Origin of the sequence: Pseudoalteromonas sp. NC201 (genome assembly GCF_002850255.1) — a bacterium.
Classification (GTDB): Bacteria; Pseudomonadota; Gammaproteobacteria; order Enterobacterales; family Alteromonadaceae; genus Pseudoalteromonas.
Genome location: NZ_CP022522.1, coordinates 2572169 through 2599083 on the forward strand (window position 1 = coordinate 2572169; position 26915 = coordinate 2599083).

Genomic DNA, 26915 nt, shown 5'->3' on the forward strand with positions numbered 1-26915 from the left:
ACCCAACAACACAACGTAAAGGAGCCTATTTATGAACATAAATGCGCAGCATTCACTCGCCTCGACATTATCCCTAACCCCCTATTTAAGGGTTTCGCAAAGTATTGGTAATACCCCGCTAATGCAGTTTTTAAGTCTACCAAACGGTAGCAAACTGTATCTTAAACTTGAGCAGTTTAACCCCACCGGTAGCACTAAGATCCGAATGGCGAAGTCTATGTTAGATGAAGCAGAAGCCAGTGGCCAACTGAAGCCGGGGGGCTGGGTCGTTGAGTCAACCTCTGGCAATACCGGCGTTGGCCTTGCGCTGCTTGCAGCTGAGCGTGGCTATCGCTTTACCGCACTTGTGGATAACCATGCGGCAAAAGAGAAAATTAGTAATATGAAAGCCTTTGGCGCGGAAGTGATCTGCGTTAGCGAAGCTGGAGACGACAGCCTATCTACTGATATTCGCGATGCAATGGCCGCGAAGCTGGCACAAGAGCAAGGCGCATTTTGGACCGCCCAACACAATAATTTTGCCAATAGCCGCGGTTATACAGGACTTGCGCAAGAGGTCTTTCATGAACTTGGTGAACACATTAGTCACCTTGTTGGTGCGGTTGGCACAGGTGGGTCGCTATGCGGCACAACAAGGGCTCTGCGGGATTTAGGTTGTCATCACCTCACAACGATTGGAGTTGAACCTGTAGGGTCTGTGATTTTTGGTGGACCAGGACTGAATTATCATCAGTCAGGAACGGGGACGCCGGAAGGCGCTGAGATAGGTCCCGTTATTGAGTATGAACTTATCGACAAAGGCGTGAAGGTATCTGACAAACAAGCGTTTAATACCGCCAGGTACCTTGCCAAGCACTACGCCCTAATGGTCGGTGGCTCGGCAGGTGGAGTTATATACGAAGCGCTACAGGCGTTAAAAACCGCCCCCGCCGATAGCTTATTTGTGGTACTCGTTTGTGACGGTGGCGAGAAATATCTCGATACCGTATTCAATGATGATTGGATGGCAAAACACGACCTTATCGACATTAACATCGAGCAAGAGCTCGATGACCTATTAACGCAATATAAACCTGCCGCGAGAGCCTAACCATGACCCAACAAACTATTCTGCCGATACTAAATGAAGCCCGACTGGCGCAACTTGATTTTCCCTATAGTAAAGTCATTGAGGTGGTGGAAAATGCCTTTCGTTCACTGCACCACCCTGACTCTGCCAACCCACTCAAAGTGATTATGACGCCACAAGATGGTCGATCCATTGCCTATAGTATGGCTGGCCGAGATGCCGCAAGTAATACCGTAGGGTTTAAGGTGGTCTATGAATACGACCCAGACAGAAGTCGTAACCAATATCAATTCTATTCCTTTATTTTCCTTTGCGATGATGCCACAGGCCACCCTGTGGCCCTAATGGATGTAAAAGAACTAGGCCCTATGCGCACATCAGCCACCTCCGCCTTGTTTGCAAAGTATGCCGTTCATTCAGATGCCAAAAATGCGTTGGTTGTAGGAACAGGTGTTCAAGGGCAAATCGCTTTACCAATGCTCATCACGGCATTACCACAACTCACACACTTAACCGTCCACGGCAGCTATCAAGCAGGTTTGGAAGCGGTTCAGCAAAAACTAAAGGAGCATCACCCACAGCGACAAGTTGCGGTATCACAAGACTTAGAAGCTTCAGTAAGACAAGCCGATGTGATCCTTGCCGTTACTGGGTTATCCGCCAAAGAGAACATTAAATATGAATGGTTAAAACCGGGCGCTGTGGTGATTTTAGTTGGCTATGGGATCGAAAAGCCAGTGCTACACCGAGCTGATAGATTGCTCACAACGGATGCAGAACAAATGAAGGTCACCGGAGACGATTTATTAGACGAGAACGATAAGCTACCCGCCGTTGATGCGACATTGACGGAAATACTAAATGGTGAAAAGCCGGCACGAACCCACCCTGATGAAATTATCTTTGTCTATAACAGCGGCATGATCATTACTGACGTGGCACTCGGAAGAGCGGTTGCAGACTTTGCCATCACACAAGAAAACGTGGAGGAAGTAACGTTATGGTAGCTTCAGCGCGCGCCGATATTTTTAAAGTAAGTCAGCTCGCAGGGCCGCTTATTCTGACCAATCTGCTCTACGTGGCAATTGCAACGATAGATCTTATCATGCTCGGTATGTTGAGCCCGTTAGAACTGGCTGCAGGCGGCCTCGCCATTGGTATTTTTAATCAATTTAGAACCATGGGAACGGGCGTAGTCACGGCAACGGGTAATTTGGTATCTGATGCAATCGGCAAGGCTAAACTAGATCAGATCACTCCTCTTTTTAACGCCAGCATGCTTATCGGAACATTTTTGGGTCTGCTATTCGCCGCCGCGATGTTTGCCATAGAGCCATTTTTAAGGTTTATCGGTACATCCGAGGCAATTGCCAATTTGACGACCCAATATTTAACCGTTGTCGCTTTGGGCTTATTACCCTGTTTTTGGTTTCAAAGCGTGCGGCATTTTAGTGTTGGATTGAAAAGACCAGGGCCATTGATGTTAATAACGGGTGTATCTGTTGTACTCACTATCGTGCTCAATTACGGTCTAATTTTTGGTCAGTTTGGCCTACCACAACTCGGCTTTGTGGGGGTTGCAGCCGCCACGTGTATCGTGCTGTATTTATCGTTTTTACTGTTTGTACTATTTGCCAAGCGCGATGACGTACTCAGCCCCTACCTCACTATAAAGTTTTGGCAAACCGACCGTGAAGCACTTGGTAAAACATGGAAAATGGGCGTGCCAATTGGCGCAACTTACGGGCTTGAAGCTGGTTTTTTCACCGTGCTTGCGTTGTTTGTGGCAACACTCGGCGTAAATGCCTTAGCCGCCCACAACGTGGTAAGCCAAATGGTGTACATCGTATTTATGGTATCTGCTGGCATTTCATCTGCTTGTTCTATTTACATCAGCGAAGCCAATGCTGCGGGGGACTTTCATCATGCAAAACGCATCGGCAATTTGGGGATTATTTGCGGTGCCGTGGTCATGTCTGTTTTCGCCTTAATCTATTTATTCACACCCGAATTTGTACTGCGGCCATTTTTAAGTGCAGAAGAATTACAAAACTCCGATGTCGTTGTTATCGCTATAGAGCTACTCGTTATTGCCGCCTTTTTGCAGTTTTTTGACGCGTGGCAAAATATCGGGCTCGGTATCCTGCGTGGACTTGGCGATGTTAAAAGCACCCTAATGCTGTCTTTAATTGGTTATTGGTGCATTGGTCTTCCCGGTGCGTGGTTATTTCAAGAATTTTTCTCTTTGGGTATTTTGGGCGTTTGGTACGCCTTAATGTTAGGACTTGCGGTCACAGCGCTATCTGAGATTTGGCTTTTTAATCATAGGGCTAATCGTTTACTTGAGCCCACATCACTCAAGGAGCAAAACGCATGACAACGACAATGCCAAACCCAGCCCGCAAGGAAGTCATTGCACTACCGCCCTATGGTGCGGGACAGACCATTGAGCAAGCAGCAGCGCGTAATCTCCACCCCAATATGATAAACCTCTCGGTGAATGAAAACCCTTTAGGGCCAAGTCCTGCTGCGCTTAATGCTTTTAAAGCACAACTGCATACCGCTAGCTGCTATCCAGACAGCCAATGCACTGAGCTAAATGAGCAGCTGGCAACTAAACTTAACGTTGCCAGAGAACAAATTGTACTCGGCAATGGCTCTGAGGATGTACTCTCAATGCTGTGTAAAGCTTTCCTCAGTCAAGGCGATAAGGTGTTAGTGGCCAAGCCTACCTTTGCGCTTCATGGGATTTACGCCAATATGATGGGGGCAAAGGTCCTAGAAGTGCCGATGCAAAGCGATTTGTCCTATCGAATTGATGATTGGCTCGATGCTATCGCATGCCACCCAGATTTAAAAATGCTTATGCTTGCTAACCCGTCGAATCCTATAGGTTGTACGTTTGATGCCAATAATTTGCAGCGCCTCATTGATGCCTGTCCGCTCAATACGGTTATCGTCATTGATGAAGCGTACTGCGAATATGCCCAAGGCCATAAACAGTTTGTCGATAGCTTAACACTACTTCAAACACAGCCTCGTCCCTACGCGGTATTACGGACTTTTTCCAAAGCCTATGGTCTTGCAGGGCTTAGAGTGGGCTACGGCGTAATGGCAAATGCACAATTGGCGGATTATCTGCACCGCGTACGTACACCTTACAATGTAAATCGACTAGCACAACTTGCAGCGATCGCGGTACTACAAGATCCCTCCTATTTGGCAGACACGGTCACGCAAACGAATCGCGAAAGGGAAAAACTCAGCGCCGCCCTCACCGAGCTGGGTTATTTTGTCGCGCCAAGTCTAGCCAACTTTTTATTTATTGATGTCAAGCAGCCGTCTGCGCATGTCGCATCTTTGCTGCTGCAACAAGGAATAATGATAAAACCTTGGCTAGAATCAGGTTTTGATCATTTTGTAAGAGTAAGCATCGGGCTTCCGGAGCAAAACCTTAGGGTGCTTGAAGCCTTTAAACAGTTGTAAGTATCGCCCTCTGTGAGGGCTTTTAAGCACAAGCTGCCTGCTGATTTAAATGGTAAAGTACTTGGCTGTCGGCCTTATGAGTAAATAAGGTCGACTTTTCTGGAAAGTACTTGCCTGCTTTGGCAGCAGCAAAGATGTCTTCAATTATGGGGGCGCGACAGATGGCGGTTACAATATGAGCGTCATCACTTAGCTCAACTTTATTTTTAGACCACAGCTCCTCAAACGCTGGCAGTGCCTGCAGTGCTCTACGCAACTGGGTCTGAATAAGATAAGAATCGCTTGTCGCGCGTTGGAGAGCAAAACATAAAGCAGCTTTCCCCAACCAAATAGTATAATCGCCCTCAGTCTCCGGGGATTCACAGATATCAAAATCGCTAAGGTGCTGTTTGAATTTAGTAACATCTACAGCTTGTGTGTAAGATGCCTGCACCGCGAAACTCGTTATCACCGCATCTTGCTGTGGAACTAACCATGCCATCATCCGAGATTGAGGCGCATGACGTTGGCTGGCAGCAAACATCCTGTGATGTCCATCAGCAATTAGCCATTGTTGGTGCATTGCGATCTGCTGTCTGAATTCTTGTAGCACGTGACGATTTTCAACAGCATAGAGGCGATGAGTACACTCACCGCAATCACTGTGCCACTGCGCAGTTTCAACACATTCCGCTTGCCATCGCACCTTGTCCAAATTAAGTTTTCCGACCAAAAGACACGGGGGTAACAGCAACTTCTCGAGCTGAACACGCTTTTTCAGCGCCATAGCATGGGTAACCGAAACCGACTCGTGAGGCAGAATCGCTTGCTCAGGTAACACTGAAACGTCAAGCTCGGCCAAAATGCCTGTAACCAAAATACCACCTTGCTCCACTTGGTAAAGATGAAGTGGCCCATCCGTTATTGTGATCATAAAATAAACCTTGCACCATTTTAGATACAATATAACATACCATAAATTGAGTAACATCAAGTTTACATGACAATTTATACTGACTTGTTTAGTGTGGTTATTGCTTTGCCTCAATAATCGGAAAAAAATTCAGTAAGTTTGCTTTAACTTACTGAGCTTTTTGTATTACAGATTTGGTGACAACGAGAGTTGATAATCATCAAAGTGTACTTCAGCCTGTTTTTGATGTTGAACCGTAACACTAGGGGAAGCGATAAGAACTTGACCCTCAGAAGATAAGCTGTAAATCTCGGTCACTATTTTCACTTGGTTTTCTTGTTCAATTTTTGAGGTGAGGCGAATTTTTAGCTTATCTGAAAATACAATCTCGCTGAATGCGCCTTCGTCATTCAAAACCTGAACATCAGCCAGCGTTTGTCCCTGAGAGGTTAGCATAAGGTCAACCATCACGGGCTTAGCTGACGCCGTTAAGGTAAAAACACTTGCAGCCATCACAGCAGTACCTGCAAAAAATGCCGCAGCTTTGCGTGTTAATTTGGCACCTTTTAGCTTAGGCTGATGTTGAATTTCTATCACCTTAACTTCATAAACCGCAGCAAGTGCTTTTATCGACTCGAGCGATGCCGTCCCTGACTTTTCGATACGTTGTATGGTTCGCAGGCTTAGCCCAGAAACCTGTGCCAATTCGGATTGACTCCACGCCCGCTCTACTCTTTTCGATTTTATAAGTTGTTTGTTAATTTGCATTTCCATGATTGGTCTCCTGTATTAGTTAGCTCAACTATACTCGGAGACCTTCCTACTGATTACGCCACTTAGGCGACATAGGTATGTCAACTCTATGACATTAAAGAATAAATTAAAACTCTTTCACTGTGTTCTGACACATAACGTTTAAGAGTTAAGCATTAAGGATATTTTCACTTAATATTGGCAAATCAGTTTACACAAATACTAAATGGACATTTCATCGAGTTGTTTCACCATCGACTTTAGCTCATTAACTGTGACTTTTTCTGCACTAAACTCTTTGTTAAGATTTTGCTGGGCTGCTGCGAAAAACGGCTCAGCTGTTAGTGAGTTTCCAAGCTTTTCGTGCAATAATCCGATACGGATGTAAGTAAATGCTAAAATATTGGGCCCCAATTCAGCACGAACACTTGAGGACTCCGCTTGATTCAAAAGCCTAGCCAACGACTCCAAAGCATAGATTCCACTTTCAATTGAACCATCTTTATATTGCTGAAATGATATTTCAACCTCATTTTTAATAAAATCCATTTCCATATCTTCTGCATAAGCGGTTGTTGTATTGAGTGTAATTAAGCCGCATATGCCTATTAAACATCCTTTAATCATCGAATTCTCCTTAGCCTGTTGTAACATTTATTTTTAGAGTTCGTACCTTTTATAGCAAAAAAAGTTTACTGTGTACATTTTATCTGAGTTATTATTGAGCGGGTTTAATTACTGATACAAGCGCCAGCTTCTCTATTCCATGTGTGGGCAACCAACGTTTAAACTCAATAAATCCATACTTTTGATAAAGCGCTATGGCGGGGATATTTGCGCTAGCTGTTTCAACTATTACCTTCTCCGCACCCAACTCAGCTAACACAAAATGCAGTAATTTACCCGCAATCCCTTTGCGAAAATAACTGGGATCAACGGTCAGGCTATCTATTTCTAGCGTTTTCTCAACAATGACAATTTCAATGACAGCAGCAAGATTTTGATTTTCAAAATATCCATAAAAGTGACTCGTCGCACCGCATATATCTTCTATCGTTCGAGATAAAGGCGGAAAATAACTCGCCCCAATTAACTCTGCTTCTATTTTGTATGAGCGTTGAAATACATTGAAAATCTCTCTCGCCACCAACGCATCGCGATTGTTTAATTTTTGGATCATATATTCCGCTTCCTAAAAGCGTTCCCACAATTGTACCAATTGATGACCAAAAAAGTATCAATCTCTTGGTTAAAACACAACGCAACCAGTTGAAAAATTTCCAAGTTTCACGGAAATACGATATAAATGGATCAGGATCATTGCTTTTATTAATATCAGGGAGGTGCCCTATGTCGTTAGCTAAACACACACTCGATTTATCACTAACGGATAAAGTGTGGTTCAAATATGTAACTCTAAAAAACAAAAATGAGTTGAACGATAACTCTCAAGTATCACTCAAATCTATCGCAGCGCTGGGCATGCTTTCCGGTGGCGCTGAGTTTTTATTTGCATTATTAGTCTTCGCCTTGGCTATCACAGCGTCGTTTATTGATGGCGAGTACCCTCGCTACCTTGCCTTTCCTGCTTGTTTAATCGCATTTTTAATTATCTTTTTCACTAAAAGAGTCATGCTGTACAAAAAATTTGGCTTTGGCTCTCAATGGGTGATGGACGTGTCGAAAAACCAATTAACCATTTCGCCCAAAGCAATAAAAACAAAGGTAACTGGCACGCAAAAAATTGCTAGAGAAGATATTACTGAAATCACCTTTCATTACTTACTATTAAAAGACCGCAAAGGCAGAAGAATAAAAACCACGGCCAATTTATGCTTTGCCGAAATCTTATTAAAAGATGGTACAAAAGTAGAACTCAATGGCACTCGGATCGGTTTTTTTGACTTACTCTACTTGCTTATATTTTTTGACTATCCCTTAGTTTATCGAAATACGTCTGCGGGCGGCAGCTCTGATATTGCCATCATTTTACTCAGGTTACTCTCTCTTTCTGCCATTGCCGCCGGTCTTGCTAAGCTTGCGCTGAATTAAAAAAGTTCGCGCTTATTCTCGTGTAAATTGAGTAATAAGCGCTTCTCCTTTGTCGCCATTAATTTTCTCAATGGCCTCGAGCATTTCAATGATCCGTTGACGGTCAAACGGGTTAGTGATGGTATTGCGCACATCGTCGATGATGGCCTCTAGATAATTAAATAAACTTTCCGTCGCTTGTTGATCCGCACTTGAGCGAAACAGTATATTTTTAAACGCTTCCAACACATTAACCATGACATAGCCATCGGTCTTTGCATAGTTTCTTATCGGCGTAAAATTATCATGCAATAGTTCATCAAAAGACGCTTCGTGAATATATAAAAGCGGCTCATTTTTAGCGTGTTTAAAGGAGTAGTTCACATCGCAAATATCCAAACGCTGGATAAGTAAAATACTCAGCATATCAATCGCCTTTACCGCAGTACCGGGGTCATTAATCCCTGGGCTCATGGCCTTCACTGCAATCTCCGAGATTTGTGTTAAACCATAGCGATAATGGTCGCTGATGTACTCTTCAACATAAAAAATAAAACAGCCAAGTAACGCATCCTGTAGCGCCTCATTTTCACTAAGATCCTTATTACACTTAAGAAACGGATAGCCTTTAACGGTAAAAAACCCTTGTTTAACTGCAATATATATTTTTAAGTCATGTTGCTCGCACAACCCGCACAGTTTGTCACTGTGTACTCCCTTAAAATATCCCTCTTCTGTGCTGGGTAAATTATGCCAACTCGAAAAGTCAGGAAAGTTATCAAAAGGCTGCTCTTGCTGTTTGGTGATAATATTCTTCATCTCATTCTTGGTGTTGTTAAACAGGTCATTTAGCACATTATCGACCTGTATGGCGCGGGAGATTGAATGGATAAAAAATACAAAAAAGCCTAATGAGATCAGTCCAAACACCAGCGAAAATAAAACCCCTAACGCCGGGATCCCAGTTTCACCATTGCCCACACCACGAATGTTTATCAGCATAATGATGGCATAAATGATACTGCCGAGATAAAACCCCAATACCAGCTGGTGTGACTTTCTGGTGATCAGGCCCGGCAACACTCTAGGTGATAACCCAGCGCTGGCATTATTCAGCACAATCATCACCATTGAAAAACTAAATACCGTCAATGAGATGATACTACCCACGAGCGTGCTTAAGATGGTTCGTGCGTTCTCTTCACTGTCGACCAGTACAATCGCTATAAGCTCCTTAAAGTTGCTGATAGGAGCTGCATATTCAAGTGCCGTGGTTATGAGCGCGAAAATAAAAAATGCAACTGCAAGTAAAGAGGGGTAGAAACCGATACTACTTATCAGTTCGCGATAATTTTCGGCCAACTTGCGAGGTGTGAACATTGCTATCCTTACACTTTGAGAATCTGATTATATAGCCTAGCAAGACTTGAGCAATAGAGTAATGTATTTTAGAAAGTTAGCTTCGAAGGGTTAGCAAAACTAACCCTAAAACTTACTTGCGATTATGCAATGCTTAAGAAGCCAACAAAGGCAATAGCAGCCGCAATCAACGCATAAGGTAGCTGAGTGATGGCATGACTGACTAAGTTACAATCTGAGCCTTGAGCTGCCAATACCGTAGAATCCGAGTAGAAACACGCTTGACTACCAAATGATGATGCCGACAACAACGCACCTATCACCAAAGGAATATTAGCATCTACCGCAACGGCCAATGGCATCACGATAGGAATAGTCACGGCGAAGATCCCCCAACTAGAGCCTGTTGCAAAAGCCAAAATAGCCATAGATAAAAACACCATCGCAGGCAGTAAACCAGCTGTCATATAAGGACTCAGCGCATTTATCACATATTGTGGCAATAGCAGTTGATCGCACACATCCTTAAAGATAAATGCGGCGATAACCGTTCCTATCGCGGGTAGCATGCATTTAAAACCATTGATCATTTGCTCAAGCATGTCTGCAAGCGGCATCAACCTTTGCACCATATAAAATGGGATAGTCACAGCCAAAGTCGCTAACAAGCCTTTCCATACATCAATGTCAAAATATACCGTAAACGCCACCAGCAAACCAATGGGCAGCAAAAAGTTAACCAATTTGCCTTGAGTGTCGGCTTGTTCAAACTCCTGCTCAATGGCTTTTGCAGCATAGTGATCCGGCGTATGTACTTCTTCCAAATCAACCTGCTCAAGCGCAGGTTGTCCTTGTTTAGCTGCAAGTTCTGCTTTTTTCATTGGGCCTAATAGTGGCACAATACCAAAGATCACCAATGGCACCATAATTACAGCCACCCAAGCATACAGCATGTAAGGAATGGCCTGAATATACGTACTGATCCCCTGTCCTTCTCCCGCGACACCGTTATCAACCAACAAACCGCCAAAGAACACCGCCCAAGTCGAAAGTGGTACTAAAACACAGATAGGCGCAGCGGTTGAATCCACAACATAGGCAAGCATTTCCCTAGAAATCTTAAACTTATCGGTAACGCGGCGCATCGTCTCACCAACCGTCAGCGCATTGAGATAATCATCAATAAAAATGATCACACCTAAAAAATAGGTCATAAGCAAAGACGACTTTGGCCCTTTTGCCATTTTCAGTGCATTGCGACCAAATGCTAAGGCACCACCCGTGTGCACCAACAATGCTATCAAAGCACCAAACGTACCACATACCAGAATAAGCCAGCCGATGGTTTCATCGCCCATCACTTTTAGCGAAGCATCAGCAAAATTTGCCAATACGGTGGCAGGGTCTAACAATGCGAGTCCTACAAGCGCCCCTAAGACAAGGGACAAGATAGGACGACGTAAGATAATTGCAAGCGTCAATACGACGACTGGGGGAATGATGCTAATTGCACTTGGCTCAGCCATGCGAATTTCCCAAATCAAAGGAATTTGAGCAGCGGAAAAAAGGGACGCAACATCGGCTATAAACAGCGGCTGATGCAGTCTTGTCCGTTTCCCAAATTCAGAACAAAAGGTTAAAATCACAGGCACTTAATGCGTGTGAGGATCTGCCTAATATTGGGTTGACGAGTTGACTGTATGGCCCTCATTGAAACATCGCGGAGAAAATATACAGAATTTGACTTTGCGTCAATTTATTTTTTGTCTAATGCTAGTTTTGCCATGTGCTTATTTACTTGCTCTATCTCTTCAGCGGTCAATTCGGCGTAACGTCTAGGATAAGACCACCCGTACCCCCAACGAAATGGCGTAGGTAAATAAGGAAGCCCACCAAGTCGTACACCCGCTAACATCAAGGTTGCCACTTCTTCTTGACCTACCGCAGCAACACATTTTTGCAAGGCAATGTCGGCATTTTCGCGCTCTATAGCGGTACCACCTTTCCAGTAGGCAAGGTCGTGTGCCGTGCAACAGCTCAACCACAGTTCATTTTGCGCCAAAGTACCATCAGGAAATGCACTACAACCATCGCTTGTGAATGGCTTTAATTCATCAGCACTGCCGTGGCTAGATGCAAACAGCAGCGAGAATATAATTACTATTTTTTTAATCATCGTAAATTACCGTATGGCTACTTTCCTTCCAAGCTTAGCTGGCGCACCTTACACTTTCATTTCCATCAGCTGCGCATCTTCACCATAACTTTTGCATACCTTAATTGGCTTTGGAACATCAACCAAAACCCCACGCTATTTTGTACAGCCACGAGCCGAATGCGACAGTACCCCATTTGAGTCGCCAGCTCAACTAAGCGTTTAATCATCAAGGCACCAATTCCCTGCCCAGATACGGCTTGTGAAACAACTAGATCATGTAGAAACAACGACGAACTAGGCGGTTGTTCAGGAAGTAATACCAATTTGCTGAATTAAGTGCTCTATTTTGAGGCAAGAAAATCTTGTCGATAACAAGGCAAAAATTTTGCTATTTAGTTGTTCTAAATAAGAAATTTTTAACACAGTTAGCGTCAGATTTGTTCCTTCAAATTGAGCAAGTATTTAGGTAGATTGGTATAATGTAAACAAACTCGGCGGCTTTTCATCGTACCAAGGGTGCGCCAATAAATAGGCATCCACGGCTCGATGTTGTTTAAAAACAACTCTTTGGCGAGCGCATCCATTTACTTTTTAGGATATCCACAGTTTCCGGCGCAACATCATGATACGCCTGACTTTGTAGCGTTAGGATCTCAGGCCACGACGCATCTTCGATAGCGTAATAAGTCATAATATACTCGCATACGACGCTTAGGTTAACTTCATCCTATGCGCCACCATTTTGGCCTTTTTGAAATATAAGAATGAGATTTGGGTTCTAGGGCTTTACGACTATTGGCATCAAAAACGCCGAGCACTAATGCAATGACAGGTGCGTCATCTATTGCACCTAATGTGCTACCACACTCAGGGCAAAAGGCGCGCGATGAATAATCCGATGAACGCCACGCCTTAGGAGCACCGCCAGGCCCATCCCAGCTTACCTCTTCACTTGCGAACTCTACCCATGTAACGGTTAGAGCACCGCTATGTCTTTGGCACATTTTACATGAGCAGGTATGAGGGTTACGAGGGACGCCAATCGCGGTAAAACGGATCTTCCCACATAAACATCCTCCAACAAAATTGACAGCCATCCTTGTGTTTCCTTAGTATTTCGCCATTATCCTAAATTAAGTACGATAGTAAATTACCGTGCCTATAAAGTTCCAAGTGAAACACAAAACTGAACACTAAGCCACTGAATTTGTGATGCATTAGTTAGGTATCTCTTAGTTACGCACTGTTACCATCGAAGTTATCGTGGGGCTCGCCGGCAAGTTCATACTTCAATACTCCAAGCTCCTGATAATAATGCAAGATATCGATAAAAGATTCGTATTCTCTTTGCGGTGAAACCGTCAAGGCAAAGCACCCATCATCCAATTGCTCGCTCTCCACGCCAGATAGAGTAAGCTCTTGAAGTAGCTCTATGTTTTTGGCATTTTCTAACTCGTTTGTAAAGCGGATCCGCAAAGAGTGATACTCACTTCGAGCCACAATCTCGATGACGTCTAAAGAACCTTCGCTATCTGGTGCAACCAAAACGTGGTCGTCGTAGTTAACACCAAAAGCAAAAAGCGGAGCGCCTTTTATTTGATAAATATTATCGCTCACTGCCGTCGCAACAATAAATTCTTCAGCACATCCTTGAGGATGGTTTTTAAAAGTAAACCGTATTTTGTCAGTGACTACATCATTCATATGGATACAAACCGCCTTTACATGGACTGATCTCGTTTTATTTAACCGACCGTAAGTCCAACAAATAAAAGTTACCCACAATTACAATGTGTTACTTGTATATGGGTTTAGATTGCGAACATGATGCAGTAGCAAAACTGAAGAGAAAATTAAGCGACGACCCATAGAAAACAAAGTGGTTAATCACCAGCTAATTTTAGCTTTGAGATCGACTGTGCGATCTTTCTTTTTATAATTTTCTGTTCAATATATAAAGAGACTCCCACTCCTATCATAGCGGTGATAAGCATCACTAACCAAAAGGACAAATTGTCGTAAGACAATAACCCAGAAACGGCAAGGTAGACGTTAAACGGTACTACAATAAACAATACACCAAGCGCTTTGCACAGCTCATTTAAGGTTGCTGAGTCTGCTTTCGCTTCTGTAATTACCTCATGCAATATCCGATCGTCTATCAGCTCGATTTTCGTGAAATTATTCCTTATCCATCGTAAGTAATCCAATTTATCTTTGCCTCCAAATTTCGGTTTTAGATATAACGTATACAATTTGCGAACGTGGCGCTCTGAGACTCAAAGTGGCATGCTAACGTTTGCCCCAAAGCACATCAATTTCTTTACCGTCTTTAACAAACTCTAGCTTCACCGTCACTTTGGTACCATTTTGTGCCTGAGGAAAAGTGCGCGTACATTGCAATACATAATGGGCGAAAAAGCGGTTATAAAATCCATGTTCGCCCATGTCATCAAAAAGATTAAATGCTTTTTCAAGCACTGAATAATCCCCTTCTTGGTGATAAGCGAGGTTAAGTTGTGCAAAACCATCGCATAGGTTTTTAATGTCGTGCAAAATCCGCGGATGCAACTCGACTATTCCTGCAAGGGTTTGGAATTTACTCGCACCTAGCCTGCGCCAATCCCGCTCTTTGCGTGCAAGTTTTCGACATCCCTTTGCTTTGAGATATTGATATGTCGCCAGAGCCACTTCGTTATGAGAGTTAAGTTGCGAATTTAACAATGCCTCAAAAATCGCATCATATAATTTCACCCGATTTTCTATAGTCGCCCGCTCAGGAAGTATTTTGTGATTGATAGGTAATGCAGCGGCAAGCGAGATGGCCAGTCTTCTACTATCAAACTGACCTAATAAAGGTAGTAGCTGAACAAACGCGTCATGGTCAAGGTGTAAGGACTTAACGATCCGCACATTATCGGCATCTTTGAGTATCTCGCTCAATCGGTGTTTTGTATCCTCAGAGCCAAACTCTGGGATCATACCCCATACCGATAAATCATCGACCAAGTGGTCCAGCTCGTTACTGGTCACACTCGCCTCTTGCTGTTTATGTAAGAGCGTCAGACCCAATGTAAACTCGTTTAGCTTGGGCGGCGTTGATGTTGAAAAGGCCACCATCTGAGCATCAAAGCTGAGATAGTAATGACGTTTATCGCCATTAATATCATCTTGATAACCACGCATTCCAAGCGTAGCAAGTTGCACTCTATTTAGCTTGTCTCTCGTTTCAATGGTTTTAAATGAATAGCTGTTACGGCTCATGGCCGACCAAGCACCAAAGCCTAAATTGAACCCATAGGCTTGCTTGATTTCAGTACTGGTTTGAAAGAAGAAGCGCTCTATCTCAATTTCATCTTGGTAACTATGCTGAGTGATAGTACCAACCCGCCCAAATAACGCATCAAGATGCACCTGCTCTAGGCCTTTGGTAGTTAATTTAGCTTCAAGCAGCGATTGATGACTGGATAAACGCGTGAATTCAAACTTAACACTTAGCTCAGCTTTTAACTTTGCAGCCGTTTCAATATTTGCTAGCACCGTTTTTTTAATGGTCAGTAGCTCGCTTTGAAGTCGTTCTAAACTGTCCGTTAGTGGATCAAGCTGTAAGCGATCTTTTAATCTTAAGATCAGGTCGTTTTGCGCTTCATCGGGTGATTCTGTTGCGACGAGTGAGAGGATTTCTTCAACCTTATCCAGAGGTGCGTTGAATACCCCTGTCAAAATACTCGAATAAGCTTGCTTAAATCCGGTTTGGTCGGCAAATTTGGCGTTCACTCCCCCAGTGATTGTTAAAGCGGTATTCGACAATGTTGATTTTTTAATTGCGAGGAAAGTATGGTGTGGTTTATCCAAGCGTTTAGAAAAGACAACACGAAAGCCACCACGGATCTCGATATTAAGGTCCGCATTCAAAGCCGAATCAAGGTTAACATCAAGTAATTCTCCTTGGTCCAACCAGCGGCTAAACATATCGAGATTTTGCGCGATTATATCTGACCACCTAAAATTGGCGCTCACGGTTAACGCCCCAGCCGTTTCCATCATCAATGCATTGTTAGGTGCAAGTGACTTAACATCCTCAACATCGAAAATAACCGGCATAGTCGCAAGGTCGCGGCCTAAGGCAAGACCCACAGCTTCATGTGGTTGATGGCATAGGTAGGCTGCTAGTTTACATTGTGCCTGCCCATCTGTATTGATGCCAAGCAGCTCCGCTTTGGAGGCACCGGTTAGATCAAAATCAATCTGTGTGCTGTATTTTATCCAGCACACCTCATCACTATAGGTAAGTGTTGTGGTAGGTTCGAGATCTGCATTAACCGCTTTTTGCTCACCAATAATACCGTCTTCATCGATGACAGTGCTCGCGTTTATGAGCTCTACCTTAGCGTCACCAGTAACACTTGCGGTTATCCCCTCCAATGCGAAGCTATGGCTTTCTACCATTTCCCCGCGCCAAGGGAACAAATCACCATGATAGTCTTTAAGTGGTGTGAGGGTAGTCTCGACAAGCATTTGTAAGCCCGCCATATTCAATTCAATCGTCATCGAATTTCCTTTTCATTTAAAGTGGAATTATCTAACCTAAGCTCCGATTAACTATAGCTGTAATTTAACCCTGAGAGGATAATTTTAGACCAATAATCCCAATCACTATCAACAGTAAACTGAGTAGCTTAAGTGATGACAACGGTTCTTTAAAATAGACAAAGCCAACAATAATCGACCCTAGCATACCAATGCCAACCCAGACAGAATAAGCAACGCTAAGCGGTAAAGTTCGTAGTGCAACACTGAGAAAGTAGAAACTTGCGGCCATCGCCACTAAAGTAATAATTGAGGGAACAGGCTTCGTAAAACCGTTGGTAAATTTCAAACCAATAGCCCAAACGACTTCCAATAAACCTGCAAAAGCAAGTAGCAACCAGCTCATGACAACTCCAAAATGGGGTCGTCCCCGCCAGTAAAAGAAAGCTCTGCAGGTCGTCCACCAGAGCAAGAAAAAATTAGCACGCCCGTGAAGCTAATTCAAGCTTCACGGCAAACAAATTAAGACTCAATTAAGATTGTAAAAGAGCGAGGGCCTGTTGACCTTTGCTGTTTGATTTTTGTTCTTCTGAGTGTGTTTTGGTCGCGACGCTCGACTTGTCGCCTAGTAATCTAGGCAAAAGTTGAGCAACAATGAACAAAGCGCACTCAGGTGAACCCAAAGGGCAGCGCTTGATTGGCATTTCTACTGTGTTATCACCAGACTTACATAGAATGACTATGCTACGCTGGCTCTGCCTTGTATAAATACCAATCAAACTGCTGCAAAAACAAACTTGAAAGATCAACAGGCCCTAATATCCTAAAAAATCGCAGTTAGCCGTGACAGACAACACCTTCCAACCACCTTGCTCTATCTGTTCAATCTGTTGGTTGAGTAACTCAACGTCTGGTTGTCGCGAAAAAATGCTTTTTCTTATTATATATTACAACTCTTCTCATGCACCTCTCCATGCGCAACTATCAAACCGGCTAAGTATAAAGAACAACAAAAAAGTACAAAGGCAAATAGCAAATAATAGCTGCGATTAGATGATTTATCACCGTTTTAGTGTGGGTAAGACCGCTACCAGTTTTATTATTCATCATTTACAGCGCAAAAGACGTAACACCAAAGGCTGTAAATCAAATCAATACATTACTCACATTTACCCTTTGATGATATTACTTCGCATGTTGGCGTACAAAGCTATCAAGCGCCGCAACCGACTTAATCACATAGAGTGTTTTGGTTTGCGCACTTTCCTCTAACTGCGATAAGAATTTTTCATTCCAAAATTGCGGGCAGCGCCTTAACGTTTTAATACTGGCAATCGTCCCTTTAAACACTGAGCTACCATCTGGCCAGCCTTCAGGCTTATTGAGCATGCTTTTTAAAAGACGTTTTATCACAAACCAATAACTCACTCGATATGGTAAGTCGATGTAGACTAAGGTATCTGCTGCATCTAAGCGCTGTTTAAACGCATCTAACGGACCAAAGCCGTCAATGATCCACGCATCAGTATTCAATATGTTTTGATGTGCTTTATCAAAAGCGGCTCTGTCAACAAACTCGCCATTTGCTTGGTAGAGCAGCGAGTCTAATTGATATAACGGGATGTGTATTGCCGCGGCCAGTCCTTTACTCACCGTAGACTTGCCGCTTCCCGGTTTACCAAAAACTGCTATTTTCTTCATGTAACCTCCTTGCTGTGGCCCCACAAGGCAGATACAAAAAACCCACCTTACTTTGGTGGGTTCATTAAAAAAGCACACAAAACCACCACTCCTAAGGAATGGTAATAATTCGTGTACTTGTGAGAAATAGTTTTATATTCATACCGATACTTTCACGTAATGATTAGTTATTGTCAAGCACACGCAGGCCAGATGAGTGAATTGAGAAACAGCATCACTTTGTGGGCTGGCGAGTCACTAACTTTGGCATCGCTACTGTCTACTCAACAGTAAGTTGCCGCCAGATAGCGCCAAAAATGAAGCACATGCACGATTAAAACGTTTAACCAGTTTAGGTTTACTAAACCACTGCCTTAGATACAGCCCAATAACAGCGTACATAGCGATAGCCACTATTTCCAGAACGAGAAAAGTAGCCCCCAATAGTGAAAATTGCTCTGTCACATTTTTTGCAACGTCGACAAACTGAGGGAGAAAAGCGGTAAATATCAAAATTGCCTTTGGATTACCCGCAGCAAGAGCGAACTCTTGCTTCATCAGTCCGGTAATGCTCAGATTGCGGACATCATCCGAAACTGGACTAACGTCTGAGCGCCATAAATTATAAGCCATCCATAATAAATAGAGCGCGCCACAAATCTTAATGGCAAGAAACAATATTTCCGACGTATACAGCACAACAGCAAGGCCTGAAGCGGCAAGCGCAATCATCACACAAAATGCGGCGAGCCTTCCAAATCCCGCAAGTAGAGCTATACGAAAACCATAACGACGAGCATTATTTAGCGCTAGAAGATTATTTGGCCCTGGTGCCATATTCAAGGCAAAGCAGGCTGGAATAAATAAAAGTAGTGTCCAGATTTCCATTGTCTTTCCTTTTAAAAAATATTGGCTCAGCGATTAAATTCTGACTTTAATAACCCAAAGCACGTTAGGTCGTGAAATTGTTCTTTCCAATACCCACTTTGTCGTCTAACTCCCTCAGCTTTAAAACCTAGCTTTTCTAACACAGCCTCTGACGCATGATTTCCCGGCACCGTATCTCCTTGAATTCGATTCAGTGCACCACATGCTAGTAAACCATCAAACGCGGCGGAGATAATTTGGTGTAATGCTTCAGTGGTATAACCCTTTCCCCAAAATTTCGGCATCAAATCATAACCGATAACTGCATTTTTCATCGCTGAGTTCCATGAGTTAAAACCACACGTACCTATAAGCTGCTCAGTGTCTTTTAATCGGATAGCCCAACGGATCCCAACACCGCTATCAAATCGAGAATGAAAGAAATCTATGAGTTTCTCAGCTTGTAACCGCTCACTAAATGCCTCTAAATCGTAGTATTTCACTACCTCTTGGTTTGAAAATAGTTCAAAAATAGCATTACTGTCGCATTCGGATAGCGCCGTAAGCTTCAAGCGTGGTGTTTCAAATTCTGGAAATTGCATATTGATCTCCTAAACATTCAAAACGCAACACAGAGATAACTTCAAACCGCGATAAATAGCATGGTGAAAGTTATCTATACTGCGCGAAATAGCACTTTGACTGCATCTAAAAAATGGCCGGATTGCGGCTGTTTAGTATTAAAACTTCTACCACCATCGTCTTCGACCACAATACTGTAATTACCTGACTCAAGTTCAGCGGTATACCACTGCATAAACTCAGAGAACGACTTAGCAATCACAAACTTTTCGTCTTCGTCACGACCAAAGTTTATCACTTGTCCAACTGTGCCATTTTCGGCCGGATCAAAATCTAAACCAAGGTAGTTGCCTGCCCAATCATGGGCAAACGGTACCCACTTTTTATTAGCATAAACTTCTTTGATAAACCCAGGAACGTGAGAGGTTGAAAACATGCTCAGCTCTTTCATTCCCTCTTCACCTTGTGAATCGATGATTTCAGCCCACGAACACCATTCTTCATAAACTCTGTTCAAAGGTAAAAAATTGAGTCCGTAAAATAAACCAGTATTGATCTCATCTTTCTGGCCGTTATGTTCGAGATACATCGCTTTCAATCGCTCAGGCAGTTCAACACCGAGCTTATTCTCTAGGCTTGCTATTTCACTCGCTGTCGCCGGCTGATTAAGATCACACATAAGCTCAGGCAATGTTGCCTGTACCCATTCCATCAAGTTCATTTTAATTACTTCCTTATCACTTAAATCTAAGAGTTAATTCCATTGATATCTAAAATACGCGTGTTTGCTCATCCGCCTTCAACCAAACCGAGCATGCCAATCATTGAATCGGTTCAGCAACTCTGCGCTATTTAGCTTACGATTTGCTGCGCTTTCAAGTTCCAACATATGCTCGCTTGGATCTGCACTTAGCACTGACAGAAAAACATTTTTGGCAAAGACGCCTTCTTGCCTCAACTCTAAAAGCGCCAATACAAAAGCCTTGAAAGTGGGGTTGATAATTTCTTCAAGATAATTTTCATAGAGCTTTGCATCTTCCAGTTCAAGGCGAGCTGCGAGTAAAGTAGCAACACCTTTAAAATGCACATCCCTATCGCTTAAATCCCACTCAACGGGAGAGAACTCAAACTCAGTATTATCATCTTGTGAAAGCCATTGTTGTGTCATGGCAACGTGATAGAGCGTCATTACACTGTCATCAGTACATAAGGCATAACCGAGCAACTCATCTGGCTGGTGTATACGTTGGAGGTTTGTAAAAGTAGTTTTTACGGCATCTTTGACGAGACTTTTCAACTTATCAAAGTCAATCAAATCTGACATGGCACAACCTCCATACACTACACTCTGGATAACACACCAAACAGATCCGCAGGCTTATTTATCTGCTAATGACATCGACCCAACTATTTTGCCATTTTCGATTAAAAAGAGCCTATTTGCGATAGGTGCGTTACCGTAACTATCATCGTTCCAAGCTTCGCTATGTAAATAAATAAACTTATCCAATAAATCGTGCGATGCATCTCTGGATACCACCATTAATCCGGTACGTCTCGCTATTGAGACAAGTAACTGTTCGGCATCTAGCATTTCGTGCGCTTTCAGCATTTGCGTTTGAGATAAAATCGCTTCACTACTAAAAGACTCTCCGCTGGCAGTTAATACTTGGTTGTTTAGCACTGCGGACGGGACAAAGGTTACATCTAAAGCATCAATATTTTGAAAAGCCTGTGGAACTACCACATTTAAATCGATCTCTTGACCGTCTTGATGTGTTAAAAAAACGAAGTTATCTGGGGTATCATAACCAAAACCAATCACGACTTCTGGGTCATCTTCTGGGCCAATTAATACTGAATAAACCGCACCGTATTGAATACCTGGCCAATCTCCAGCCTTAATAATGGGATAAATTGTTCTATCCTTTAAGTCCATTGCTATTTCCTTATCTAAGTTGTTTGGTAAAGTAGTTTCTATTGGCATGTCTGCAACAACATCTCCCGAAAACGCAGCTACCAATAACAGTATTAAAAAGACCTTCATAAAAATTTAAGCCTCAATCAAGTAAGACGTACTGCGTAATTGTCGGTTCGAATGTGTTCGTACTTATGCTGACGGTTGTAAGGGAGATAAATAGACGCACTAGATTTTTGGATTTATTTTGCGATATCCATACCATGCTATCTAAATACGATACTATTCTCAGCAATCCCTGGCAGTATCCATGCTTTTTTATTAAATCACCTTTGTTCCTTTTTTCAAGGTAATTTTATTAGACCATTAATAAAAAATTCAGTGATGTAGAAAAAGGCATGCATGCATGCCGTTTAGTCTAGGTTTTTAGTGGTAGTATGACCAAGAATAACTGAGCACTAGTGTGTTGGTCTCAGCGTTTCAATAACCTTCGCATCCATCCAATATGGATTACCTTCCCAGTAACTCGTGCCGTCTTTTTTGACTTTTTTGTCACCTCGCCAAAAAAATAAGTACTTTCCGTCTGGTGATACTTTAGGTCGTTGCTCGTACGCAGCCGTATTAATCGTATCTCCCATGTTTATTGCGTTTGTCCATGTGCCATCTTGGTTACGAAAACTAATGTAGATATCAGGCGTGTTTTCACCTTCCTTTTCAGCATCCCACATAATATAAGACTCATCTGGCGCGATGTAGGGGTGAGCAATGTACTTTCCTTGGTTAATTGCCTTACTCATTTTGTGCGGTGTTTCATATTTGCCATCAACAAGCCGTGAATAACTCAAATGCCCACTGCCGTCTTTCAAATCTAAGACATAAAAGTAGTGTGTCCCTTTTGCTGAGGTGGTATAACCTCTAATTGGAATATCTTTAAAAGGCTCGATGTTTTGTATGTGTGAAACCGGTGGGCTAAATTGCTCCTGATATGCTTTTATGTCTGCTTCGGGTATTGATTTTTCAATCCATTGATTGTTTTTATATTGCATCACAATCCATGTTGGTTTTTGATATTCCCCACCAGAGCGAGTAAAAGAAAGCTCTGACATATCTGGCAAAAACAACACTTCAGTCTCGCGGTGCTCATCCGTAGAAACGACACCTGGAGCAAATAACTCGGGTGTTAATCCCGGTGTTTTTTGTCCTAAATCGTAATTGTTTTGGGCATAACTTTTATCGCAAATTATTAAACTGCAAAACATAGCAACTAGAATGCTCATCTGCTTCATAAACTATCCTTTTATTAGAGCCTTTAGTTTTCAAGTAAATATAATTGCACTAGGAAACAGACAAATCCAAGCACCTTTACAAAACCTGACAATGACACCAGTTTGTCTTAATACTTGCTCAATTTGAAGGAGCAAATCTGACGCTAACTGCGTTAAAGATTTCTTATTTAGAATAACTAAATAGCAAAATCTTTGTCTTGTTATCGACAAGATTTTCTCGCCTCAAAATAGAGCACTTAATTAAGCAAATTGATGTTACACCGCAAAGCCTCGCCATTGCGGAATCAAAAGGCCTGCAATAAACCAAGGAACTTGTAGTACGAGAATACACAGTGCATACAAACGCAACTGCTCAGCAGTCCATAGCGCAGCAAACCACCCTATGATAAAGAACGACTTCCATCCTTCTATTTTTGCAGCTCCGCCAAAATTTAAAATCCAAAACCAAAATGCCGCAAGTGTGACATGAGAGAGTATCCATGTAAGTAAACTCATACCTAACTCCTTGTCTCTAAGTTCGTACCCGATCCAGCTTTCGCTTCAGAAAGTAAGCTAATGAAGCTGATATTAAACCACTTTAATCAATTGCATATTTTTTAACTTCTTGAATCCGGAATTTTCATTGTCTTTTTAGCGCTTAGCGTGCTCATACTTTTCAACAATCGCATTGGCAATATCATTTAATTTCCCTTGCGTGTTGTTCGCTGAAACATTTGTGGCAATAAATATTCCTAACTTCTGCTTTGGATAAAGCGCAAGCCAAGTGGAAGTACCTATAGAGCCTCCACTGTGATAGAACATAGGATTAGCTGAGTGATACTCGTATGTATTCCAAAAAAATGCATGGCCATGTTCACTGCTGGTTTCTGTTAATAAGGTGCGCGACAACAGCACTTCTTCTGCTTGGGTGCTGAGTAAATACTGCATATAATCGGCAATCGAAGCTGCATTGGATGTTAGTCCGCCTTCAGCAAACGAGTGTGGACTGAGTAACGGTGCAATTTTGCCGTTTCTATCTACCCCTCTCGTTATTTTACTTATCTCACTGGGCTCTAAACGAAACCTTGTATGTTCTTCACCCGATTGTTCCGTGATCAATTGCGCAACAAGTGTAGATAATGGTCGGTTATACACGTTTTCCAAAATATACCCAGTCAGGTTTGCGCCAACATTGGAGTATTGAAATGTCTGACCAGGCATTGAGGTAAGTTGGTACTGAGCTAAATCTTCAAAAAACTTCGCTTTTGAATAGTTAGAGAACAGCTCAAAAGCCTTGCCAGACTTTATATCTGCGCTTGTATATGCAAAATCTTGCGGTAAACCACTTCTGTGAGTCGCGAGATGACGCAAAGTGATAGGTTTGCCTAGATGTTGCAGGTTTTGATAATCACCACCCTGCAAGTACACCCTAATATCTTCATCTAATTGCACTTTTTTATCTACTACCGCCTTGGCAAGCAACAACCCGGTATAAGTTTTAGTGATGGATGCAATTTCATACACGGTATCATGGCGTGGCTTTGTACCATCAGGAAACTCGCCAAATTGCTTTTGATAGTTAAGCTTATCATTCACAATAGCGATGGAAGCAATTTGTGCATTTTCCTCAATCAGAAAATCTGTTAGTTTTTTCTCAACAAACGCGTCAAAGTCTAGTTTGCTATCGTTGTTGCAGGCGGTTAACACCATCAAAAAGAGCATCAAACAAAGTAGAGTTAATGATTTCACTGAACGTAGCAGCATATTTACTCTGGCGCCTCGGTTAATTGATTGATGTATTCCAATAGAAGGCTTTTATTTACTTCATTATCAACCAGTCGCACGGCTACTTTGGTGTTTTTCAGCGCTTGTAAGTTATCCTCATTCGCCTCAAATGCCTTTGCTAATGACTCATAGGCTTGCCAAGACTTAGGTTGATATTCGGTGTAACGTTCTGCGACTTCTATCGCTTCTATGACTCGGCCTTGTCTAATCAAATACGTACTAATGAAGCCGAGCCTATTAACACTATTCCAACGCGTTGATCTTGGCAATATAGTAAAACCATAGCGCTCACTTAATTGGTCGTAGTAGTTATCAATATTTTTTAGAGCATTACCAGGTTTAGTCACAATATCGCGATACTTTGCTGACCAAAGTGGCTTCGGGTATTTTATTTCTATCACATCCAGCATCGTTTTTAGCAATGCATCATAATGTCCCTCGTTATCATAAATTTTGAGGATAAAAGGTAGGTCTTTTATACTCTTCAGGCGGCTCTTGAGTTTATTCACATTGCTTTGATACTTCTTTTCCTTTTTTAGGTCGTCTCCAGCTACAGCAAAGTAAATAAGGGGGCCATTTTTAGGGTCTTCAGATACTCTTTCAACTAGACTATCTACCATAGTTTTATTTGGCGTGTATCCCATCCCTATGATATCAGCCGCAGCTAAAAACACGTATGTATCAAATAACTGTTTTTCATGGATGAGATTATTTAATGGAAAGAAACTACTCGTTGAAATTGCAATCACTGTACGTTTTTCATTAGCCCGATAATGTGCTTTTAAAAACGGAAACAGCTCATTTTGATAAAAATCATGATATTTTTTAGGCTCCCCCCATGATGGCCACTTTTTATTCGACTGACCACCAAACATATCATTATGGTAAATATCTGGTGAAGGGCTTCCTCCATTGATACTAACAACAATGGTTTCAGGCATCCGCTCTACATCAGCTAAGTGTTTTACGATACCACTGACCGCATGGAAGAACTCACTACCATGTTTACCAACTAAAAAGATCACGGGATAAGTATGAAGTTTCGAAGAAAGATCAAAGTTGCTAGGAAGCGCAATATTGAGTGGGATTTCATTATTTAAAATTTCAGACTTCAATACCAGTGTATTACCTATCACCACAGGGTCTTGCTGCGTCACCGTCACAGCTGTACTGCCACAGGCTGGGAAAAATAAAAAAGCATAAAGAACAAGGGTTTTTAATCCTTTTGGCGCTGTCATTAATACCTCCTAGTCTTGAACTTAGCCAGCAATATTCGTTATATTAAATAACCTGAGCTGCGGATAATTAATGCCTTTCTAGCAGCCAGTTTTAGCGCTAACTGCGTTGAATTCACTTCCAATAGCCAGCTATTGGTGCGTAAATTCGCCTTGTTTTCCCTAAAACTCTCTGGCTAGACAAGGAGAAAACTAAGTTGTGCTTTAGCAACAATGAGTTGGAACATTCCTTATCCAAACCTCAGGTTAAATATGAATCGTGTAATAGTCATTGAAATAGTCTCCATACCGCTTTATCTGAACGTCTATACCATTTACTGTCAGCGCACAGACCTACTGGCGCTCATTTGTTTTCTTTAATTTTTGTAGCGTTTCTTGGTCAAGACCTGGCACAACTGTCGCTTGCGAGCTGTTTTGAAGTATTTTTTTGATAGACGTGCCATCCACATTTATAGAAAAGACATCATAAAAGCCAAATACATTCTCTGAAGCGAAATACACCTTTGTGCCGTCTGGAGACCAAGATGGATCCCACTCTTGAATGTTATTACGAGTCAGTCGCTTGTTATTGGTTCCATCAATACTCATAACATATACTTCCTGATTCCCATCTCTATTAGATAGATAGGCTATTTTTGTGCCATCTGGGGAAATTTGAGGAGACATGTTATCAGTGTCGTCTTGAGTGAGTTGAATAACCTCGCTGCCATCCAAATTGGCAATGCTAATTTGGCTTGGGCTGGCTTTAGATTGGTATAGTAATCGACCATCTGGCATAAATTCTGGAGCACGACCTTCGAGATTTTTAATTTGGCGCTGTTCGCTACCATCAGCATTCATTAACCAAATTTCTTCCTGCCAAACACCTTCCTTATTTTCATATTCTCTAGCAAACGCTATCGTCATTCCATCCAAAGACCAAGCAGGTGCACTATCCCACACATATTTTTTACTGGTTAATCTTTTCAGATTGCGGCCAGTAATGTCAACGGTATGAATTGACCATGTTTTGAAGTTATCGTATTTACCGTAAAAGGTTACTTTGTCTCCCAATGGGGAGACAGCAGGATAGCCGTCACTTGACGTGGCTTTCACGATCTTTACTGGCGATTTACCATCTTGGTCACTTAAGTAAATCGCTTTGCTATTACCGTCTTTAGAACCATATATAACACCATACGACTCTGTTGGTGGTTCGCTATATGATTGAACTTCATGAATAAAAAACAACATAATGGTGGAAAAACAAGCCAATTTTGAGATGCCAATTTTTTTAACAAGCATTACTCAATCTCCCTTTTGTAG

At 42.4% G+C, this 26915-nt stretch carries 30 protein-coding genes; 5 read left to right on the forward strand and 25 right to left on the reverse strand.

Annotation, left to right across the window (positions count from 1 at the left end):
* Positions 1 to 31 precede the first annotated feature (31 nt).
* From PNC201_RS10970 to hisC, 4 genes are read left to right on the forward strand one after another with little or no spacing between them, the layout of a single operon-like run.
* Positions 32 to 1090 (forward strand): cysteine synthase family protein, encoded by a 1059-nt coding sequence (locus PNC201_RS10970; protein WP_102057059.1) that lies wholly within the window; start codon positions 32 to 34, stop codon positions 1088 to 1090.
* Between the two features lie 2 nt (positions 1091 to 1092).
* Positions 1093 to 2076, forward strand: coding sequence for an ornithine cyclodeaminase (locus PNC201_RS10975; protein ID WP_102057060.1), 984 nt, complete (start codon positions 1093 to 1095; stop codon positions 2074 to 2076).
* A complete protein-coding gene (locus PNC201_RS10980) occupies positions 2070 to 3446 on the forward strand; it encodes an MATE family efflux transporter (RefSeq protein WP_102057061.1) in 1377 nt (458 codons plus the stop codon). The genes PNC201_RS10975 and PNC201_RS10980 overlap by 7 nt, the downstream gene beginning before the upstream one ends.
* Entirely contained in the window at positions 3443 to 4555 is a 1113-nt protein-coding gene (hisC, locus tag PNC201_RS10985) for a histidinol-phosphate transaminase (protein WP_102057062.1), read from the forward strand. Before PNC201_RS10980 ends, hisC begins: the two co-directional genes overlap by 4 nt.
* Before the next feature lie 22 nt (positions 4556 to 4577).
* Here the strand turns inward: hisC and PNC201_RS10990 are convergent, their stop codons facing one another.
* The 4 genes from PNC201_RS10990 to PNC201_RS11005 form a co-directional block, all read right to left on the reverse strand.
* Positions 4578 to 5468 carry a DUF1015 family protein gene (locus tag PNC201_RS10990; RefSeq protein WP_102057063.1) on the reverse strand — a complete coding sequence of 297 codons (891 nt, stop codon included), beginning with the start codon at positions 5466 to 5468 and terminating at the stop codon, positions 4578 to 4580.
* 165 nt (positions 5469 to 5633) lie between these two features.
* Positions 5634 to 6221 (reverse strand): helix-turn-helix transcriptional regulator, encoded by a 588-nt coding sequence (locus tag PNC201_RS10995; RefSeq protein ID WP_102057064.1) that lies wholly within the window; start codon positions 6219 to 6221, stop codon positions 5634 to 5636.
* 201 nt (positions 6222 to 6422) lie between these two features.
* Positions 6423 to 6827: a hypothetical protein gene (locus tag PNC201_RS11000; RefSeq protein WP_102057065.1), complete on the reverse strand. Its 405-nt coding sequence runs from the start codon at positions 6825 to 6827 to the stop codon at positions 6423 to 6425.
* Between the two features lie 91 nt (positions 6828 to 6918).
* A complete protein-coding gene (locus tag PNC201_RS11005) occupies positions 6919 to 7380 on the reverse strand; it encodes a GNAT family N-acetyltransferase (RefSeq protein ID WP_102057066.1) in 462 nt (153 codons plus the stop codon).
* 170 nt (positions 7381 to 7550) lie between these two features.
* Between PNC201_RS11005 and PNC201_RS11010 the strand changes: the two genes are divergently transcribed.
* On the forward strand, positions 7551 to 8252 hold the full coding sequence (locus PNC201_RS11010) for a hypothetical protein (protein ID WP_102057067.1): 702 nt from the start codon (positions 7551 to 7553) through the stop codon (positions 8250 to 8252).
* Between the two features lie 12 nt (positions 8253 to 8264).
* On the opposite strand, the gene PNC201_RS11015 is transcribed toward PNC201_RS11010, so the two are convergent.
* The 21 genes from PNC201_RS11015 to PNC201_RS11125 form a co-directional block, all read right to left on the reverse strand.
* Positions 8265 to 9611 (reverse strand): DUF2254 domain-containing protein, encoded by a 1347-nt coding sequence (locus tag PNC201_RS11015; RefSeq protein ID WP_102057068.1) that lies wholly within the window; start codon positions 9609 to 9611, stop codon positions 8265 to 8267.
* Between the two features lie 122 nt (positions 9612 to 9733).
* The gene (locus PNC201_RS11020) at positions 9734 to 11116 is read right to left on the reverse strand and encodes a Na+/H+ antiporter NhaC family protein (RefSeq protein WP_102057069.1); all 1383 of its coding nucleotides are present in this window, start codon (positions 11114 to 11116) and stop codon (positions 9734 to 9736) included.
* Between the two features lie 230 nt (positions 11117 to 11346).
* Positions 11347 to 11766: a hypothetical protein gene (locus PNC201_RS11025; RefSeq protein ID WP_010605173.1), complete on the reverse strand. Its 420-nt coding sequence runs from the start codon at positions 11764 to 11766 to the stop codon at positions 11347 to 11349.
* 65 nt (positions 11767 to 11831) lie between these two features.
* Positions 11832 to 12071, reverse strand: a complete 240-nt coding sequence (locus tag PNC201_RS11030; protein WP_325050964.1) for a GNAT family N-acetyltransferase — start codon at positions 12069 to 12071, stop codon at positions 11832 to 11834.
* Positions 12072 to 12301: 230 nt separating this feature from the next.
* Entirely contained in the window at positions 12302 to 12439 is a 138-nt protein-coding gene (locus tag PNC201_RS23510) for a hypothetical protein (RefSeq protein ID WP_227387021.1), read from the reverse strand.
* Positions 12440 to 12470: 31 nt separating this feature from the next.
* On the reverse strand, positions 12471 to 12845 hold the full coding sequence (locus PNC201_RS11040) for a GFA family protein (RefSeq protein ID WP_102057070.1): 375 nt from the start codon (positions 12843 to 12845) through the stop codon (positions 12471 to 12473).
* A 139-nt stretch (positions 12846 to 12984) separates the two neighbouring features.
* Positions 12985 to 13452 carry a DUF4265 domain-containing protein gene (locus tag PNC201_RS11045; protein WP_102057071.1) on the reverse strand — a complete coding sequence of 156 codons (468 nt, stop codon included), beginning with the start codon at positions 13450 to 13452 and terminating at the stop codon, positions 12985 to 12987.
* A gap of 179 nt (positions 13453 to 13631) precedes the next feature.
* Positions 13632 to 13958, reverse strand: a complete 327-nt coding sequence (locus PNC201_RS11050) for a hypothetical protein (RefSeq protein WP_233525164.1) — start codon at positions 13956 to 13958, stop codon at positions 13632 to 13634.
* 82 nt (positions 13959 to 14040) lie between these two features.
* Positions 14041 to 16299 carry a hypothetical protein gene (locus PNC201_RS11055; RefSeq protein WP_102057073.1) on the reverse strand — a complete coding sequence of 753 codons (2259 nt, stop codon included), beginning with the start codon at positions 16297 to 16299 and terminating at the stop codon, positions 14041 to 14043.
* 64 nt (positions 16300 to 16363) lie between these two features.
* Positions 16364 to 16684: a DMT family transporter gene (locus tag PNC201_RS11060; RefSeq protein WP_010605177.1), complete on the reverse strand. Its 321-nt coding sequence runs from the start codon at positions 16682 to 16684 to the stop codon at positions 16364 to 16366.
* Positions 16685 to 17463: 779 nt separating this feature from the next.
* On the reverse strand, positions 17464 to 17979 hold the full coding sequence (locus PNC201_RS11070; RefSeq protein ID WP_102057074.1) for an adenylate kinase: 516 nt from the start codon (positions 17977 to 17979) through the stop codon (positions 17464 to 17466).
* Positions 17980 to 18231: 252 nt separating this feature from the next.
* Positions 18232 to 18846, reverse strand: coding sequence for a LysE family translocator (locus tag PNC201_RS11075; RefSeq protein ID WP_102057075.1), 615 nt, complete (start codon positions 18844 to 18846; stop codon positions 18232 to 18234).
* A gap of 26 nt (positions 18847 to 18872) precedes the next feature.
* The gene (locus PNC201_RS11080) at positions 18873 to 19427 is read right to left on the reverse strand and encodes a GNAT family N-acetyltransferase (RefSeq protein WP_102057076.1); all 555 of its coding nucleotides are present in this window, start codon (positions 19425 to 19427) and stop codon (positions 18873 to 18875) included.
* Positions 19428 to 19501: 74 nt separating this feature from the next.
* Positions 19502 to 20128, reverse strand: coding sequence for an SMI1/KNR4 family protein (locus PNC201_RS11085; protein WP_095728453.1), 627 nt, complete (start codon positions 20126 to 20128; stop codon positions 19502 to 19504).
* A 78-nt stretch (positions 20129 to 20206) separates the two neighbouring features.
* Complete coding sequence (locus PNC201_RS11090) at positions 20207 to 20731, reverse strand: DUF4303 domain-containing protein (protein ID WP_102057077.1); 525 nt, start codon at positions 20729 to 20731, stop codon at positions 20207 to 20209.
* Positions 20732 to 20785: 54 nt separating this feature from the next.
* Positions 20786 to 21454: a hypothetical protein gene (locus PNC201_RS11095; RefSeq protein WP_227387014.1), complete on the reverse strand. Its 669-nt coding sequence runs from the start codon at positions 21452 to 21454 to the stop codon at positions 20786 to 20788.
* 329 nt (positions 21455 to 21783) lie between these two features.
* Complete coding sequence (locus tag PNC201_RS11100; RefSeq protein WP_010605180.1) at positions 21784 to 22611, reverse strand: hypothetical protein; 828 nt, start codon at positions 22609 to 22611, stop codon at positions 21784 to 21786.
* Positions 22612 to 22866: 255 nt separating this feature from the next.
* Positions 22867 to 23106 carry a hypothetical protein gene (locus PNC201_RS11110; RefSeq protein WP_102057079.1) on the reverse strand — a complete coding sequence of 80 codons (240 nt, stop codon included), beginning with the start codon at positions 23104 to 23106 and terminating at the stop codon, positions 22867 to 22869.
* A 135-nt stretch (positions 23107 to 23241) separates the two neighbouring features.
* Positions 23242 to 24354 carry a serine hydrolase domain-containing protein gene (locus PNC201_RS11115; protein WP_010605183.1) on the reverse strand — a complete coding sequence of 371 codons (1113 nt, stop codon included), beginning with the start codon at positions 24352 to 24354 and terminating at the stop codon, positions 23242 to 23244.
* Between the two features lie 2 nt (positions 24355 to 24356).
* A complete protein-coding gene (locus PNC201_RS23515) occupies positions 24357 to 25613 on the reverse strand; it encodes an alpha/beta hydrolase-fold protein (RefSeq protein WP_233525165.1) in 1257 nt (418 codons plus the stop codon).
* A gap of 330 nt (positions 25614 to 25943) precedes the next feature.
* Positions 25944 to 26894: a TolB family protein gene (locus PNC201_RS11125; protein ID WP_102057080.1), complete on the reverse strand. Its 951-nt coding sequence runs from the start codon at positions 26892 to 26894 to the stop codon at positions 25944 to 25946.
* Positions 26895 to 26915: the final 21 nt, after the last annotated feature.